Raw genomic sequence first — 16785 nt, forward strand, 5'->3', positions numbered from 1 at the left:
TCCGAGGCATCCGCCATCCAGGGGGCCCCGCGTCGTGGGACTCAGTTGAACTGGTTCATCGTGTTGTGCTGACCGCCGGCCTTGAGGGCCGCGTCGCCGGCGAAGTACTCCTTGTGGTTGTCGCCGATGTCGCTTCCGGCCATGTTCTGGTGCTTGACAGTGGCGATGCCCTCGCGGATCTCGCGACGCTGCACGCCCTTCACGTAGGCGAGCATGCCCTCGTCGCCGAAGTAGCCCTTGGCGAGGTCGTCGGTCGACAGCGCCGCGGTGTGGTACGTCGGCAGCGTGATGAGGTGGTGGAAGATCCCGGCGCGAGCGGAACCCTCGCGCTGGAACGTGCGGATCTTCTCGTCGGCGAGCCGCGCGAGCTCGGTGTCGTCGTACTGGACGTTCATCAGGTCGCCGCGGTCGTAGGCCGAGACATCCTCGCCCTGCTCCGCGAGCAGGTCGTACGCCTGCTGGCGGAAGCTCAGCGTCCAGTTGAACGACGGGCTGTTGTTGTACACGAGCTTCGCGTTCGGGACCTCGGCGCGGATCGCGTCGACCATGCCCGCGATCTGCTCCACGTGCGGCTTCTCGGTCTCGATCCACAGCAGATCGGCGCCGTTGCGCAGCGACGTGATGCAGTCCAGCACGACGCGCTCCTCTCCGGTTCCGGAGCGGAACTGGTACAGGTTGCTGGCGAGACGCTTGGGGCGCAGCAGCCTGCCGTCGCGCTTGATGACGACGTCGCCGTTGCCCAGGTCGCCCTCCGAGATCTCCTCGACGTCGAGGAAGGAGTTGTACCGGTCGCCGAGGTCACCCGGCTCGTGCGTCACCGCGAGCTTCTGCGTGAGGCCGGCGCCGAGCGAGTCGGTGCGGGCGACGATGATGCCGTTGTCGATGCCGAGCTCGAGGAACGCGTAGCGGACCGCGGTGAGCTTGGCGATGAAGTCCTCGTGGGGGACGGTGACCTTGCCGTCCTGGTGGCCGCACTGCTTCTCATCCGACACCTGATTCTCGATCTGGATGGCGCACGCGCCCGCCTCGATCATCTTCTTGGCGAGGAGGTAGGTGGCCTCGGGATTTCCGAAGCCCGCGTCGATGTCGGCGATGATCGGCACGACGTGGGTCTCGTAGTTGTCGATCTGCGACTGGATGAACTCGACCGCGGTCTCATCCCCGGCGGAACGTGCCCGGTCGAGCTGTGTGAAGAGCAGGTCGAGTTCGCGTGCGTCGGCCTGGCGGAGGAAGGTGTAGAGCTCCTCGATGAGGGCCGGCACCGACGTCTTCTCGTGCATCGACTGGTCGGGAAGGGGCCCGAACTCGGACCGGAGCGCGGCGACCATCCAGCCCGACAGGTAGAGGTAGCGCTTGTTCGTGCTCTTCAGATGCTTCTTGATCGAGATGAGCTTCTGCTGCCCGATGAAGCCGTGCCACACGCCGAGCGACTGGGTGTACACCGACGAGTCGGCGTCGTACTCCGCCATGTCGCGGCGCATGATGTCGGCGGTGTACTGAGCGATCTCGAGTCCCGTCCGGAAGCGGTTCTGCGCCCGCATGCGCGCGGCGGACTCGGGGTCGATGGCGTCCCAGCCGGAGCCGTGCTGCTCCTTGAGGACCCGGATGGCTGCGATGTCGTCGTTGTAGGCGGTCATGGTGATTCCTTTGCAGTAGGTGTGTTCGTGTCCCGATCAGCGGTCTTCGTGTCCCGATCTCCACCGACCCAGCGGTCGTAAACGGCGGAGATCGGGACACGGATGACGCGTCAGTCGGTCTCGATCAGGAAGCGCGAGTAGGCCGGCAGCGTCAGGAAGGCCGGGAAGTCCTGGCCGAGGGCGACGTCGCGGAAGATCTCCGCCGCGTCGTCGAAGCGGTCGCCCACGCGACGCTCGACCTCGCCCAGCACCTGCGTGATCAGACCCTCCACGTACTCGCGCGTGATCGTGGTGCCGTCGTCGGTGGTGCGGTCCTGGTGGATCCACTGCCACACCTGGCTGCGGCTGATCTCGGCGGTCGCGGCATCCTCCATGAGGTTGTCGATCGCCACCGCGCCCAGCCCCCGCAGCCACGCCTCGAGGTAGCGGATGGCCACCGACACGTTCGCGTGCACGCCGGCCGCGGTGACCGGACGCCCGATGTGCACGTCGATCAGATCGGCCGCGCTCACCTGCACCTCGGGACGCTGACGGTCGAGCTGGTTCGGGCGATCGCCGAGCACGGCGTCGAACTCGGCCCGCGCGACCGGGATCAGGTCGGGGTGGGCCACCCACGTGCCGTCGAAGCCGTCGCCGGCCTCGCGCTTCTTGTCGGCGGCGACCTTCTCGAAAGCCGTCGCGGTCACCTCGGGGTCGCGGCGGTTGGGGATGAAGGCGCTCATGCCGCCGATCGCGAAGGCGCCGCGCTTGTGGCAGGTCTTCACGAGCAGCTCGGTGTACGAGCGCATGAACGGCACGGTCATCGTGACCTCGCTGCGGTCGGGCAGCACGAAGCGCGCACCGCGGCCGCGGTAGTTCTTGATGATCGAGAAGATGTAGTCCCAGCGGCCGGCGTTCAGCCCTGCGCAGTGGTCGCGCAGCTCGAAGAGGATCTCCTCCATCTCGAACGCCGCCGGGAGCGTCTCGATGAGCACGGTCGCCCGGATCGTCCCGTGGGGGATCCCGATGTACTTCTCGCTGAAGGTGAAGACGTCGTCCCACAGCTTCGCCTCTTCGCTCGACTCGAGCTTGGCGATGTAGAAGTAGGGTCCACGGCCGTTCGTGATCAGTCGCTCGGCGTTGTGGAAGAAGTACAGCCCGAAGTCCACGAGCGACCCGGACGCCGCCATCGTGCGGCCGGAGCGGTCGGTGAAGCGGATGTGCTGCTCGGGGAGGTGCCAGCCGCGCGGCCGCATGACGATGGTGGGGGTCTCGGTGGCCGTGACCTCGTAGCGCCTGCCTTCGGCGCTGGTGAACGAGAGCTCGCCGCGGATCGCGTCGCGCAGGCTCAACTGGCCCTCGATCACGTTCTTCCAGGTGGGGCTGGTGGCGTCCTCCTGGTCGGCGAGCCACACCTTGGCGCCGGAGTTGAGGGCGTTGATCGTCATCTTCGGGTCGGTCGGGCCCGTGATCTCGACGCGGCGGTCCTCGAGGCCCGGTCCGGCGCCCGCGACGGTCCACTCGGCTTCCTCTCGGATGTGCCGGGTGTCATCGCGGAACTGCGGGTCGTGCCCGTTCCCGATCTCGAAGCGGCGCCGCATGCGGTCGGCGAGCCGGTCGTGCCGGCGGGCGCCGAAGCGCTGGTGCAGCTCGGTGAGGAACGCGATCGCCTCGGGGGTGAGGACCTCGTCGTACCGGGGTCCCATGCGGCCGCTGATCTCGATCGACGGCTCGTGGATCTGGGTGGGGATGGGGCCGGTGCGCGTACGCATCGGGGTGGCGGTTGCAGGTGTCATGTCCCTGTCTTCCTGTGAACGAGTGTGCTGAGTGATGGAGGGATGCCGCACCCGGCGTGTGGGCCGGATGGGGGCATCCCGTGATCCGCGTTCTGGATCAACCGTCGGTCTGTCGTGACACCACTCTGCGGTGAAGTTCGGGGGTCGAACCCACGATTCGGCATGTGAACTTTTCGAGGATTTCTGTTTTCGTGACAGAATCGGCCCATGACGACGACGTTCACGCCGGATCTGCGCGGTGATCTCCCCGACGATGAAGAAGTGGATCCACTCACCATCGGCCGCCGCATCCGGCAGCTGCGCACCGACCGGGGCATGACGCTCGAAGAGCTCGCCGCAGCGGTGGAGCGCGCACCCAGCCAGCTGTCGATGATCGAGAACGGCCGGCGTGAGCCGAAGCTCACGCTGCTCCAGTCGATCGCTCGGGCGCTCGGCTCGTCGATCGAGGCGATCCTCGAGTCCGAGCCGCTCGACGAGCGCACGACGCTCGAGATCTCGCTCGAGCGGGCGATGCGCGGCCAGACGTTCCAGGCGCTGGGCATCCCGCCGTTCCGCATCGGCAAGACGGTGCCGACCGAGGCGCTCAAGGCGATGCTGGCCCTGCAGGGCGAGATCGAACGGCTGCGCGACGAGCGCGCGGCGACACCGGAGGAGGCCCGCCGGGCGAACGTGGCGCTGCGCAAGCTCATGCGCACGCAGAACAACTACTTCGCCGAGCTGGAGCAGCAGGCGCGCCGCCTGCTCCAGGCCGTCGACCACCCGGGCGGTCCGCTGACGCAGCGGACGGCATCCGATATCGCCGCCCATCTCGGCTTCACGCTTCACTACGTGCCCGACCTGCCGCAGACCACCCGCTCGGTCGCCGACATCAAGAACGGGCGCCTCTACCTGTCGAGTCGCCTTACGACCAAGGGAGACCCGCGCACGGCGGTGCTGCAGGCGCTGTCGAGCCGCATTCTCGGGCACCGCGAACCCACCTCGTATGCCGACTTCCTGCGACAGCGCGTGGAGACCAACTACCTCACCGGCGCCCTGCTCATCCCCGAGGCGCACGCGGTGCCGTTCCTGCAGGAGGCCAAGAAGGACAGGTCGATCTCGATCGAAGACCTGCGCGACGCCTATTCGGTGTCGTACGAGACCGCGGCGCACCGCTTCACGAACCTCGCGACCGTGCACCTGGGGTTGCCCGTGCACTTCCTCAAGGTGCACGAGTCGGGAGTCATCACGAAGGTCTACGAGAACGACGACGTCAACTTCCCGACCGACCGCCTGGGCGCGATCGAGGGGCAGATGTGCTGCCGCAAGTGGACCTCGCGCGTCGTCTTCGACGTCGACGACCACTTCAACCCGTACTACCAGTACACCGACACCGGGAACGGCACCTACTGGTGCACCGCTCGTGTCGAGCTGTCGAGCGAAGGGGCGCACTCGGTGAGCGTCGGCGTGCGTTTCGACGACACGAAGTGGTTCCTCGGTCGCGACACCCCCAACCGGGGCGTCTCGACCCACTCGATCGAGGCCTGCTGCCGCCGCGCGCCGGCCGAGCTCGAGGCCGCCTGGCGCGAGCAGTCGTGGCCGAATGTGCGGACGCCGCGCACCCTGCTCGCGACGCTGCCGACCGGGTCGTTCCCCGGCGTCGACACCACCGACGTGTACGAGTTCCTCGAGGCGCACGCCCCGCGCTGAGCTGCCCGCTCTCCGCCGGGTGTGCCGCCGGCCGCGCGACCGGCGCGGCGCGTGAGAGAGCAGTGAGAGACAGGACGCCGGGGTTCCGCCAATACCTGTTAGGTGTTAGGTTTTGCGAACCGGCGGTTCTGCCCGACGGAGCCGCTTCGACGACCTCGACGAGGAGAGCGCGATGAGACGATGGCTCAGCACGGCAGCGGTGGCGGCACTGGTCGCCGGCGGACTCAGCATGGCCGGCCCCGCGATGGCGGGATCGGGATCGGGCAGACCGGGCGATGACACCCTCCAGCGGTACGCGGAGGACACCTGGGCGTCGCTCGATGCCATGACCGACCCGGCCACGGGTCTGCCGTCCGACAACATCACCGGCGACCTGGCGACCGCCGGCGCCTACACGTCGCCCACGAACATCGGCGGATACCTCTGGTCGACCGTGACCGCGCGCGACCTCGGAATCATCTCCGTGCACGAGGCGCGCGACCGCATGGCCACCACCCTGGGCACGCTCGCAGCGCTCGAGCGCAACGCTGCGAGCGGCATGTACTACAACTGGTACGACCCGGCGACCGGCGCGAAGCTCACGACGTGGCCCGATTCGGGCGACGTCGTGCACCCGTTCCTCAGCACCGTCGACAACGGGTGGCTCGCGGCATCCCTGCGCATCGTCCGAGAGGCCGAGCCGAGCCTGGCCGCGCAGGCCGACGCGCTCTACGACTCGATGGACTTCTCGGCCTACTTCAACCCCGAGGGTGCGCCGGGCCTGCCGGCCGGCACCAACCGCGGCGGGTTCTGGGAGGTCGCGCCCCCGGGGTGCAGCGTCGAGGCGCCCATGTACAACGGCTCGGGCGAGACCGCCTTCTACACGTGCCACCACTACGACACCACCGTCAGCGAGAGCCGCATCGCGACCTACCTCGGCATCGCGAACGGCGAGATCCCGCCGACAGCGCTCTACGGCACCCACCGCACCATGCCGCCCGGCTGCGACTGGGCATGGCAGGAGCAGCTGCCGACCGGTACGTACCGCACCTACGACGGGTTCGAGGTCTGGGAGGGCGTCTACACCTATGCCGGTATGAGCTTCGTCCCGAGCTGGGGCGGCAGCATGTTCGAGGCGCTCATGCCCGATCTGCTCGTGCCCGAGACGAAGTGGGGACCGCGCTCCTGGCGTGTGAACCACCCGATCACCGTCGCCGTGCAGAAGCACCACGGGCTCGAGGACGCCGGGTACGGCGCGTGGGGCTTCTCGCCCGCGAGCAACCCGCTCGGCGGCTACGCCGAATACGGCGTCGACCTCGCCGGCATGCGCTCGGACGGCTACACGTCCGACGTCGAGAAGACGGATGTCGACGTCGACCGTCCCGGCTGCACCGAGGGCACGAACCCCGACCCCGAGTTCGGCGACGGCGTGGTGACGCCGCACGCCGCGTTCCTCGCGCTGCCGTACGATCGCGAGGGCGTGCTCGAGAACCTCGCGCACCTCGAGTCCGATCTGGGAGCCTACGGGCCCGGCGGCTTCTACGACGCCGTCGCCGTCGGCAGCGGCACGGTCGCCGAGCGCTACCTCTCGCTCGACCAGTCGATGATCATGGCGGCGATCGGCAACGAGCTCACCGGAGATACGCTGAAGACCTACTTCGTCGACAAGGAGATGGAGAAGCGCCTGCGACCCGCGATGGCTGCGCAGGTCTTCAGCTCCGAGGAGAGAGCGCGTCAGTGATCGAAGCCGCCGAGACCGCGGCCGGAGCGTCCGCCGAGGGCACCCCGGCCCGCGGGGCGCGCACGCCCCGGGGCAGCTACGCCAAGGGGCAGGCGCGACGGCAGGCGATCGTCGACGAGGCGCTCATCGTGTTCGGGCGCAGCGGCTTCCACAGCGGGTCGCTGCGCGAGATCGCGAAGCGCGTCGGGCTCACCCCGACCGGCCTCATGCATCACTTCGCCGACAAGGAGGAGCTCTTCACCGAGGTCCTCCGTCAGCGCGACGAGAAGATCCGCGCCGCCGCGGGCGATCCCGCCGAGCACACGCTCATCCAGCAGGCGACGAAGGTCGTGGCCTACAACCAGGAGTCCCGGGGCCTCACCTCGCTGTACGCGACGGTGTCGGCCGAGGCGACCGACTCAGAGCACCCCGCCCACGAGGAGTTCGCCCGCCGTTACCTCGAGGGTGCCGAGGCCGCGACGCCGCTCCTCGTGGCCGGTCAAGCCGACGGGGAGGTCCGCGCCGACATCGACCCCGCGCTCGCCGCCCGGCTGATCAGCGCCGTGATGGACGGCATCCAGCTGCAGTGGCTCCTCGACGAGAGCGTGGACATGAACGCCCTGTTCGCGGAATTCGTGCGGGGCTACCTGCGTCCGGAGGCCTGACGCCGCCGACGCGCGTCCTCGCCGGGCCTGGGCGAGGACGCGCGCGTCGCGGGGCTCAGCGCAGGGCGTTGGCGCGGGCGACCTCACCGAGCCACGCGAGGCTCGGCTTCGGACGCCGCTCGAAGGTCTCACGATCCCAGGCGATGAGACCGAAGGTCGGCCGGTAGCTGCCCCACTCGTAGTTGTCGAGCAGGCTCCAGTGGAGGTACCCGCGCACGTCCGCGCCCTCGGCGATGCACGACGCGACGGCTTCGAGCGCGCCGCGCGTGTAGTCGATGCGACGGCTGTCGTCGGCGGTCGCCATGCCGTTCTCGGTCACGTACACGGGCACCGCGGCCCGCGCCCAGGCATTGCGGATCCCGTCCCCGACCGCAGGCGGGAAGTACTCCCAGCCGGTCAGCGTGCGCTCGGCATCGTCGGGGATCGGGAGCGGACCGTCCGCCCCGATCTTCGTCCGGGTGTACGCCTGCACTCCGATCCAGTCGTCCCCTCGGGCCGCATCGAGGAACACGTCCTCGCGGGATCGGCCGTACTCGGCGGCGACCGCCTCCGCACCCGGCTCAGGCTGGTACGCCTGTGTCGCGACCGACCAGCCGGCACGAGCTCCCGCGGCGCGCACGATATCGACGGCGCGTTTGTGGGCGTCGACGAGGCGATCCGTGACCGCGGGCACGCCCGGCGGCAGCCCGATCGAGGGGAAGCCCACCTCCGGATCGGCGAGCACCGAGACCATGTTCGGCTCGTTGATGGTGCACACGAGATCGACCCCGTCCAGCACCGGCAGCGCCGCCTCCACGTACCGGGCGAACCGGTCGGCCGCGGCATCCGCGTGCCACCCGCCCTCGCGGGCGAACCACACCGGGTTGGTGAAGTGATGCAGCGTGATCATCGGCTCGAGGCCCAGCTCCCGCGCCGTCGCCACCATGCGACGGTAGTGGTCGATCGCCGCCCGCGAGATCCAGCCGTCCTCGGGCTCGATGCGCGCCCATTCGATGCTGAACCGGTAGGTGCCGAGGCCGGCTCCCGCCAGCAGCGCCATGTCCTCGGGGTAGCGGTGGTAGCTGTCGGCCGCGTCGCCGGACGGCGTCTCGACGGGCGCGCCGGGCAGGTGGCCCCACTCGCGCTGCCACCAGTCCGAGTTCACGTTGCCGCCCTCGATCTGGTGAGCCGCGGTGGAGGCGCCCCACAGGAAGCCTTCGGGGAAGTCCATCGTGCTGATGGTCCTTTCGTTCGGATGGGCGGATGCCGCGGCATCCGCTCCGGATCACTTGATGCCGGTGAGGGCGATGCCCTGCACGAAGTAGCGCTGCAGGAAGACGAACAGGAGCAGCATGGGCAGGACGACCACGACGGCACCCGCCATCATGAGTCCGTACCGCGCGGCGTTCTGGCTCACCGAGTACAGCGCGAGGGCGACGGGCAGCGTGTACATGTCCTCCTTGGTCGCCACCACGAGCGGCCACAAGAAGTTGTTCCAGCTGGCGAGGAACGTGAGGATCGTCAGCGTCGCGACCGCCGGGCCGCACATCGGCATGATCACGCGCAGGAAGATGCGCCACTCGCTCGCGCCGTCGATGCGCGCGGCCTCGATCAGCTCGTCGGGCAGCCCCAGCATGAACTGACGCATGAGGAAGACGCCCAGCGGCGAGATGAGGAACGGCAGGATCAGGCCGGGGTACGTGTTGACGAGGCCCAGGTTGGCGACGAGCACGAACAGCGGCACGAACGTCACCACGCCCGGCACCATGAGCGTTCCGACGACGAGGGCGAACAGCAGCTTCTTGCCGCGGAACTGCAGTTTGGCCAGGGCGTACCCGATCATCGAGCAGAACACGATGTTCCCGAGCGTCACGAACACCGCGACGACGATGCTGTTGATGAAGAACGTCGTGAAATCGAGGCGACCGAAGAGCGTGTCGTAGTTCTCGAGTGTCGGGTTCTGCGGCAGGAAGCCGGTGGGGTTCTGGCGGATCTCGGCGTCGGTCTTGAACGAGCCGAGGATCATCCACACGAACGGCATGACCATCGCGACCAGGCCCAGCGTGAGCACGACGTAGAGCCACCACCGGGTCGGCTCGCCGCGCCGGCGTCCGACGGGATGCGATTCGGGGCCGACGACGTCGGTGTCGGTCACCGCCGAGGAGGCGAGAACCGGACCCAGCTGCCGCTCGCCCTCGCGTGGGGCGTCGGTCGCAGAGGGAGGAGTGGTGTCCATGTCAGTCCCTCCTTCCGAGGAGTCGGAACTGGATCAGCGACAGCAGCACGATCGCCAGGAACAGCACGTAACTGGCGGCCGACGCGTACGCGTAGTTGCCGAAGCCGAACTGGTCGTAGGTGTACATCGCCGTCGAGAGCGTCGCGTCCAGCGGCCCGCCCTGCGTCATGACGTAGGGCTCCTCGAAGAACTGCAGGAAGCCGATGCCGGTGATCACCGCGGCGAAGAGCATGGCCGGCCGGATCGACGGGATCGTGATGTTCCAGAAGCGCTGCCAGGCGTTGGCGCCGTCGACCATCGCGGCTTCGTGATGCTCACGGGGGACCCCCTGCAGTGCGGCCAGGAAGATGACCATGAGCGTGCCGATGTTGCGCCAGACCGCCATGGCGATGAGCGACGGAAGCGCCCAGGTCGTCGACTGGAGCCAGTCGGGGCCCTGGATGCCGAACAGTCCCAGGAACCCGTTGAGTAGCCCGTCGGGCTGGAGGATGAACCGCCAGACGATCGCGATCGCCACGATGCTCGTCACGACAGGGGCGTAGTAGCCGACGCGGTAGACGGTGCGGAAGCGGCGGATGCCCTTGTCGAGTGCGAGGGCGACCGCGAGAGCCAGCGCGATGGTCAGCGGCACGGCGACGATCACGAAGGTGAACGTGTTGCCGAGCGAGTGCAGGAAACGCGGATCCTGGAACAGCCGGATGTAGTTGTCGAACCCGACGATGTTCACCTGGAACGGCGTCTCGAGGTCGCGCGTGGTCATGTCGGTGAAGCTCATGGCGAGCGACCCGACGATCGGGCCGGCCATGAACACCACGAAGAGGATCACGAACGGCGCGGCGAACAGCCACGCGGTGCGTGTCATCCGGCGTTCCCGCCGCGTCGCCCGCACGCGGGGTGCGGGGCGACGCGGCGGCGCCGCAGAGGCGAGAGCGGTCATGGGATGCCCTACTGGCCGGTGCCGATCGACGACGCCTGTTCCTGGATCGCCGCGATCGCGTCCGCGGGCGTGGTGTCGCCGCGCGTGGCCTTCTCGAGCTCCTGGTCGATCACGGCCGACACCTGCGCCCACGTCGGGATCGCCGGCGGCGCCTTCGAGTCCTGCAGCTGGTCGCCGAACACGCTCAGGTACGGGTCCTCGGCGAACGTGGGGTCGTCCCACGCCGACTGCACGCTGGGAAGGTCGGTCGAGATGTCGTACCACTCGATCTGCGTCTCGGGCTGGCTCAGCCACCGGACGAACTTCCACGAGGCGTCGCGGTTCTCGGTGTCCTCGAACACGGCGAGGTTCCCGCCGCCGGTGAAGCTCGTGCGGCTGTCGGCGCCCGGCACCATCGCCACTCCGAACTTGTCGGCGAACTCCTCGCCGCCCTGCTCGAGCAGCAGGCTGACGTGGAACGGGCCGCTGTAGAACGCGCCGACGTCGCCGTTGATGAAGGCCGCCTCGATCTCTCCGCCCTCGAGGCGACGCGGCTCGGCGATGCCTTCCTCGAAGAAGCTGGTATAGAAGGCGAAGGCCTCCTCCCACTCCGGTGTGTCGAAGGTGAACTCGGTTCCGTCCTCGTTGAGGATGTCGCCGCCCTGCTGCCACGCGAGCGGGGTCACGTACTGCCACGAGTCGAATCCGCCCGGGGGCAGTGAGACGCCCCACTGGGCGCCGGCTTCCTGCAGGCCCCGCGTGAACGCGGTGTACTCCTCCCACGTCGCCGGCGGCTCCAGGCCCGCCTGCTCGGCCAGGTCGGTGCGGTAGTACAGCACACGGGTGTCGACGTACCACGGAACGCCGTACGCGACCTCGTCGACGACCGCGGTGTTCCACGAGCCCTCGAAGAACGACGACTCGTCGACCAGACCCTCGGGGGTGGGCTCGAAGGCCCCGGTCGCGGCGAACTCGCCGACCCAGGTCGTGCCGAGCATCGTGACGTCGGGAGTCTCGCCGCCCGCGATCGCCGTGGCGATGCGGTCGTGCGCGCTCTCCCACGGCACGGCGGTGACCTCGATCGTGACGTCGGGGTTCTCCTCCTCGAACTGGGCGGCGAGCTCGTCGAGCACTTCGCCCTCGTTGCCCATCGCCCACACCTCGACGGTGCCCGACGCGGGGGAGTCGTCGATCGACTCGCCGCCTCCTCCGTCGTCGCCGTCCGTCGGCGCGTCGCTGCGCCCGCAGCCGGCGAGGACGAGCGCCCCCACCAGCGCGACCGCGCCGGCGAGTGCCAGGCGGGATGTCCTGCGTGTGATTCGTGTCATCGGTCTGACGCCTCCATCGGTCGTCGCCGCCTCCGTGGCGGCCCTGCCTCGGCTGTGTGTCGGCGCCCGCTGGCGCCGTGGTCTCGAATGTACGCCAAAAACCTGACACATGAAAGGTATTGGCGAATGAGAAACGCCTCATCGAGGGAAGGATGCCGCCGCGGGGCGCCGCAGGGAACGATCTGGCGCCCACGCGCGCGGAGTGCTAGCCGTCATTCCGCGGCGGGTCGCCGAGCCGGCGAAGGCCGGGTGTCACGGCGTGCGGCGGGAGCTCGGGGCGTGCTCGTCCGGCGCGAGGCCGCCGGGGTGCGAAGGTCGTCAGTGGCGGCCGGCCACGACGTCCGCGACGTGCGCCGGCCAGGCGGTGCGGCCGGAGGAGCCGGATGCCTCGAACCGGTCGGCCATCCGGTACGCGGTGTAGATCGCGTTGACGGCCGTCCAGCGGAGGGGCTCGATCTCCCAGCGCCTCGCGCGGTGCCCGACCCAGGGCAGCCGGGTGAGCTCGGTGTCGCGACCGAGCACCAGGTCGGCGAGCGTGCGGCCGGCCAGGTTGGTGGCCGTCACGCCGGTGCCGACGTAGCCGCCCGCCCAGCCGAGGCCGGTGGCGCGGTCGTGGACGACGGTCGCGGCCCAGTCGCGCGGCACCCCGAGCACCCCCGCCCAGGCGTGGGCGATCGGGAGGGAGGCGGCATCCGGGAAGAAGTCGTGCAGCAGGCGTGTCAGCGAGCGGATCGTGCGCTCCTGCGTCGCCCCGTCGGTGTCGACGCGCGACCCGTACCGGTAGGGCACACCGCGTCCGCCGAAGGCGATGCGGTCGTCGGCGGTGCGCTGCGCGTACATGTACACGTGCGCGAAGTCGCCGAGCGTGTCGCGCCCGTCCCAGCCGACGGCGCCCCAGAACTGCGCCGGAAGGGGGTCGGTCACGATCATCGACGAGTTCATGGGCAGCCAGGTGCGGTGATCGCCGCGGAGATCGGCCGTGAAGCCCTCGGTCGCGCGCAGCACATGGGTGGCCCGGACCGTGCCGCGGTCGGTGACCGCCCGCCGCGCGGAGATCTCGCGCACGTGGGTCTGCTCGTAGATCGTCACGCCCAGCCGCTCGACAGCTCCGGCGAGACCGCGCACCAGCTTCGCCGGGTGGATGCGCGCGCAGTGCGGGTGCCAGACGGCGCCGAGCGCGCCGGCGATCCGGATACGGGATGCCGCCGCACCGGCATCCCACACCTCCACGTCGGTGTGGGGCCACGACTGCTCGTCCGCCGCGCTCGCCCGAAGGCGCGCCAGCTGCGCCGGTGTGCGCGCGACGCCGAACTCGCCGCCCTTGACGATGTCGGCGTCGATGCCCTCGCGAGCCGCGACGGCGATGACCTCGTCGACCGTCGCGTTGAGCGCCCGCTGCTGTGCGATCGCCGCCTCGCGGCCATGCGTCTCGGCGTAGCGCTCGCGGCCGCCGGTGACGGTGTTCGTGAGCCACCCGCCGTTTCGGCCGGATGCGCCGAAGCCGGCGAACCGCTGCTCGAGCACGACCACCCGCAGGTCCGGCTGCTCGCGCTTGAGGTAGTACGCGGTCCACAGGCCGGTGTAGCCGGCACCCACGATGGCGACGTCGGCGTCCAGGTCGCCCGGCAGGGGAGCGCGGGCGGCGGGTGTGCCACCGAGGCTGCGCCACCACCACGACACGTCGCCGTTGGGCACAACGTGCTCGGTCATGCGCCCATCCTGCCCTGAGCGCGTCGGAGGCGTGTGCGGTGGGCACCGGACGCTTCGTCTCACTTCGCTCGCTCAGCGACCGGGTCGTCCTCTTTTGCGGGGCTGCTCCCCGCGCCGGTGAGACGGAGCGCTCAGCCGGCGCCGTCGAGGGCGCGAAGCGCCGCCCACAGCTCGGCGCGGGTCGCGAACGATGCCAGGTCGCGGCCGAGGACGCGCTCGATGAGCCCGAGCCGGGTCCGCACGGTGTGCCGGTGCACGCCGAGCGACTGTGCGGTCGCCTCGTGCGAGCAGTCGGCGTCGAGCCAGACCTGCAGCGTGTCGATGAGGTGCGTGCCCTGCGCGGAGTCGTGGTCGTACAGCGGCGCCAGCTCGGCGCGGGCGAGCGCCCGCGCGTCGTCGGTGAGCGCCGACAACACGCCCGCGCGGGATACCTCGGCGAACGCGGTCACCGCTGCCGCGCCGCGATCGCGCGCGACGCGCGCCTGCCCCACTGCCGCGGCGAACGCGTCGTAGCCCGCGGGGTCGGACAGGCCGACGCGCACATCGAAGCGGTCCACGAGCTCGTGGATGCTCGACGGATCGTCCGCCGGCACGACGAGCACGAGACCATCGTCACCGCGCCCGAAGAACAGCGCACCGCGCCTCTCATCGGCCCACAGCTCGAGCAGCTCGGCGATGCCGTCGACGCGGGCGGCAGCGGCATCCGTCACCGCCACCACCACCGGTGCCGACGGAAGCGGGCCCCAGAGCTCGCGGGAGGTGCGGCGGGCGAGTCCGGGGTCGCCGCTCAGGAGGGACTGCACCAGGCCGGCGCGCAGCGCCGAGCGCGCGCGGCCCAGCCCCTGCTGCTGCTCGAGCGCCAGGCCGGCCATCGCGATCACCGCGGTGACGACCACGCGTCCCTCCTGGTCGAGGTCGCCGGCGGCGATCGCGATCACTCCGCGCAGGTGGCCACCGCGGCCGAGAGTCTGCAGCGTGAAGGGCGTGTCGCCGATGTGCAGCGAGGACCCGGCGCGGGCACCGCGGTGGAGGACGCCCGTCACCTCGCGCTGCAGGGCGGCGGCCGTCTCGGCGTCCACGGCGCCGGCGGGGTGCTCGCGCGACAGCTCGCCGGCCGCATCGAACATGCCCACCCAGGTGTCGAGCTGCTTGGCGAGCTCGGCCACCGTGGCGCCGAGCCCGTCGGGGCGGAGCGCCGCGAGCGCGATCGCCCGCTGCGCGGCCAGCGCCCAGCTGCGACGGGCGTACGCCTCGGCGGCGATCGCCTCGGCGTTGGCGCGGGCCACCGCGATGAACGGCGTGCGATAGGGCACCTCGAACAGCGGCATCCGCTCGTCGCGGCACGCTTCTACGAGGGCGGGAGGGATGCCGGCGCGCACGACCTCGGTGCCGAACCCCAGTCCCACGACGCCCCGGGCCGCGAGGCGATGGACGTACGCGCGGTAGATGTCGGACGCCTCGTCGCCGTTCGGGAACTGGGTGCCGGTGGTGAGCAGCACGAGCCCCTCGGAGAGGAAGGGGGTGGGATCGGCGAGGTCGGAGCTGTGCACCCAGCGGATCGCCTTGTCGAGGGCGCTCGGCTCCAGATCTTCGCCGGCGAGCGAGAGCCGCAGATCGCGCCGCGCAAGGAGAGCGCGGAGGGTGGGGGCGTCGGCATCCATGATGCTCCGAGTGTACGACTGGTACAGCGAGGCGGACAGAATGTACAGCGGGGAGGGTGCGAGCGCTCCGCGGAGCGACATACGCTCCCCACCATGAGCAGCGCAGCCGACATCGTCACAGAAACGCCCCTCGGCGGCCCGACCCTTCCGCAGGAGCGCCGCCTGGTCACCAGCATCCCCGGTCCTCGCTCGCAGGAGCTGATCGACCGCAAGGCCGATGCCGTCGCCGCGGGCGTCGGCCATACCGCGCCGGTGCACGCCGTCGCCGCCGGCGGGGGAGTCATCGTCGACGCCGACGGCAACTCGCTGATCGACCTCGGCTCGGGTATCGCAGTCACCACGATCGGCAACGCGCACCCCAAGGTCGTCGCGGCGGTGCAGGCGCAGGTCGCGCAGTTCACGCACACCTGCTTCATGATCGCGCCGTACGACTCGTACGTGTCGGTCGCCGAAGCGCTCAACCGCATCACCCCCGGCGATCACGCCAAGAAGAGCGCCCTGTTCAACTCGGGTGCCGAGGCGGTGGAGAACGCCGTCAAGATCGCCCGAAAGTACACCGGCAAGCAGGCCGTCGTCGCGTTCGACCACGGCTACCACGGCCGCACCAACCTGACCATGGCACTGACCGCGAAGTCGATGCCGTACAAGAGCGGGTTCGGGCCGTTCGCGTCCGAGATCTACCGCGCGCCGCTGTCGTACCCCTACCGCGACGGGCTGACCGGCCCGGAGGCCGCCAGGAAGGCCATCTCGATCATCGAGAAGCAGGTCGGCGCCGACAACCTCGCCGCCGTGATCATCGAGCCGATCCAGGGAGAGGGCGGCTTCATCGTCCCCGCCGACGGCTACCTGCCGGCGCTCGTCGAGTGGTGCCGCGCCAACGACGTGGTGTTCATCGCCGATGAGATCCAGACGGGCTTCGCACGCACGGGCGAGATGTTCGCGAGCGAGGTGTTCGGCATCGTGCCCGACCTCATCACGACCGCCAAGGGCATCGCGGGGGGACTGCCCCTGGCAGCCGTGACCGGGCGCGCCGAGATCATGGACGCCTCGCACGCGGGCGGCCTCGGCGGCACGTACGGCGGCAACCCGATCGCGTGCGCCGCCGCGCTCGCCGCGATCGACGTGTTCGAGAACGACGGGATGCTCCAGCGCGCCCGCGAGATCGAGACGATCCTCAAGGGCCGCCTGCAGCAGCTGCAGGCGGCGGATCCGCGCGTCGGCGACGTGCGCGGCCACGGCGCGATGATCGCGGCCGAGTTCGTGGACCCCGCGACGGGAGAGCCGGATGCCGCGCTCACCGCCGCGGTCGCGAAGGCGTCCATCGCACAGGGCGTCATCGTGCTCACCTGCGGCACCTACGGGAACGTGATCCGTTTCCTGCCGCCGCTGTCGATCACCGACGACCTGCTCCACGAGGGCCTGGACGTCGTCGCGGCAGCGCTCGCGGCATCCTGATCCTCCGATCCGCCTGAACCTCTGATCCTCGGATCGAT

The 16785-nt window shown here is 69.9% G+C and carries 12 protein-coding genes; 4 read left to right on the forward strand and 8 right to left on the reverse strand.

Features of this window, described 5'->3' with window-relative positions; genetic code table 11:
- Window positions 1-41: 41 nt before the first annotated feature.
- Window positions 42-1637: an isocitrate lyase gene (locus tag Q9R08_RS16480; RefSeq protein ID WP_308869232.1), complete on the reverse strand. Its 1596-nt coding sequence runs from the start codon at window positions 1635-1637 to the stop codon at window positions 42-44.
- A 110-nt stretch (window positions 1638-1747) separates the two neighbouring features.
- Window positions 1748-3412, reverse strand: a complete 1665-nt coding sequence (gene aceB / locus Q9R08_RS16485; protein WP_418001363.1) for a malate synthase A — start codon at window positions 3410-3412, stop codon at window positions 1748-1750.
- Between the two features lie 207 nt (window positions 3413-3619).
- Between aceB and Q9R08_RS16490 the strand changes: the two genes are divergently transcribed.
- From Q9R08_RS16490 to Q9R08_RS16500, 3 genes are all read left to right on the forward strand, one after another.
- Window positions 3620-5098, forward strand: coding sequence for a helix-turn-helix domain-containing protein (locus tag Q9R08_RS16490; protein ID WP_308869233.1), 1479 nt, complete (start codon window positions 3620-3622; stop codon window positions 5096-5098).
- A gap of 172 nt (window positions 5099-5270) precedes the next feature.
- Window positions 5271-6818, forward strand: a complete 1548-nt coding sequence (locus Q9R08_RS16495) for a glucoamylase family protein (protein ID WP_308869234.1) — start codon at window positions 5271-5273, stop codon at window positions 6816-6818.
- The gene (locus Q9R08_RS16500) at window positions 6815-7462 is read left to right on the forward strand and encodes a TetR/AcrR family transcriptional regulator (RefSeq protein WP_308869235.1); all 648 of its coding nucleotides are present in this window, start codon (window positions 6815-6817) and stop codon (window positions 7460-7462) included. The genes Q9R08_RS16495 and Q9R08_RS16500 overlap by 4 nt, the downstream gene beginning before the upstream one ends.
- Window positions 7463-7517: 55 nt before the next feature.
- Here the strand turns inward: Q9R08_RS16500 and Q9R08_RS16505 are convergent, their stop codons facing one another.
- From Q9R08_RS16505 to Q9R08_RS16530, 6 genes are all read right to left on the reverse strand, one after another.
- On the reverse strand, window positions 7518-8672 hold the full coding sequence (locus Q9R08_RS16505) for a glycoside hydrolase family 1 protein (RefSeq protein WP_308869236.1): 1155 nt from the start codon (window positions 8670-8672) through the stop codon (window positions 7518-7520).
- A gap of 54 nt (window positions 8673-8726) precedes the next feature.
- A complete protein-coding gene (locus Q9R08_RS16510; protein WP_308869237.1) occupies window positions 8727-9677 on the reverse strand; it encodes a carbohydrate ABC transporter permease in 951 nt (316 codons plus the stop codon).
- Window position 9678: 1 nt separating this feature from the next.
- On the reverse strand, window positions 9679-10614 hold the full coding sequence (locus tag Q9R08_RS16515; RefSeq protein ID WP_418001364.1) for a carbohydrate ABC transporter permease: 936 nt from the start codon (window positions 10612-10614) through the stop codon (window positions 9679-9681).
- A gap of 8 nt (window positions 10615-10622) precedes the next feature.
- Window positions 10623-11921, reverse strand: coding sequence for a sugar ABC transporter substrate-binding protein (locus tag Q9R08_RS16520; RefSeq protein ID WP_308869239.1), 1299 nt, complete (start codon window positions 11919-11921; stop codon window positions 10623-10625).
- 318 nt (window positions 11922-12239) lie between these two features.
- Window positions 12240-13631, reverse strand: coding sequence for an NAD(P)/FAD-dependent oxidoreductase (locus Q9R08_RS16525; protein ID WP_308869240.1), 1392 nt, complete (start codon window positions 13629-13631; stop codon window positions 12240-12242).
- 131 nt (window positions 13632-13762) lie between these two features.
- A complete protein-coding gene (locus tag Q9R08_RS16530) occupies window positions 13763-15292 on the reverse strand; it encodes a PucR family transcriptional regulator (RefSeq protein WP_308869241.1) in 1530 nt (509 codons plus the stop codon).
- Window positions 15293-15385: 93 nt separating this feature from the next.
- Between Q9R08_RS16530 and gabT the strand changes: the two genes are divergently transcribed.
- Entirely contained in the window at window positions 15386-16747 is a 1362-nt protein-coding gene (gene gabT, locus Q9R08_RS16535; protein ID WP_308869242.1) for a 4-aminobutyrate--2-oxoglutarate transaminase, read from the forward strand.
- The last annotated feature ends 38 nt before the right edge of the window (window positions 16748-16785 follow it).

This window comes from Microbacterium psychrotolerans (genome assembly GCF_031085295.1).
Classification (GTDB): Bacteria; Actinomycetota; Actinomycetes; order Actinomycetales; family Microbacteriaceae; genus Microbacterium; species Microbacterium psychrotolerans.

Excerpts from the sequence above, each read along its gene's own strand:
- Q9R08_RS16480 (WP_308869232.1), bottom strand. The coding sequence starts at position 1,637 with ATGACCGCCTACAACGACGACATCGCAGCCATCCGGGTCCTCAAGGAG.
- aceB (WP_418001363.1), bottom strand. The coding sequence starts at position 3,412 with ATGACACCTGCAACCGCCACCCCGATGCGTACGCGCACCGGCCCCATC.
- Q9R08_RS16490 (WP_308869233.1), top strand. The coding sequence starts at position 3,620 with ATGACGACGACGTTCACGCCGGATCTGCGCGGTGATCTCCCCGACGAT.
- Q9R08_RS16495 (WP_308869234.1), top strand. The coding sequence starts at position 5,271 with ATGAGACGATGGCTCAGCACGGCAGCGGTGGCGGCACTGGTCGCCGGC.
- Q9R08_RS16505 (WP_308869236.1), bottom strand. The coding sequence starts at position 8,672 with ATGGACTTCCCCGAAGGCTTCCTGTGGGGCGCCTCCACCGCGGCTCAC.
- Q9R08_RS16510 (WP_308869237.1), bottom strand. The coding sequence starts at position 9,677 with ATGGACACCACTCCTCCCTCTGCGACCGACGCCCCACGCGAGGGCGAG.
- Q9R08_RS16515 (WP_418001364.1), bottom strand. The coding sequence starts at position 10,614 with ATGACCGCTCTCGCCTCTGCGGCGCCGCCGCGTCGCCCCGCACCCCGC.
- Q9R08_RS16520 (WP_308869239.1), bottom strand. The coding sequence starts at position 11,921 with ATGACACGAATCACACGCAGGACATCCCGCCTGGCACTCGCCGGCGCG.
- Q9R08_RS16525 (WP_308869240.1), bottom strand. The coding sequence starts at position 13,631 with ATGACCGAGCACGTTGTGCCCAACGGCGACGTGTCGTGGTGGTGGCGC.
- Q9R08_RS16530 (WP_308869241.1), bottom strand. The coding sequence starts at position 15,292 with ATGGATGCCGACGCCCCCACCCTCCGCGCTCTCCTTGCGCGGCGCGAT.
- gabT (WP_308869242.1), top strand. The coding sequence starts at position 15,386 with ATGAGCAGCGCAGCCGACATCGTCACAGAAACGCCCCTCGGCGGCCCG.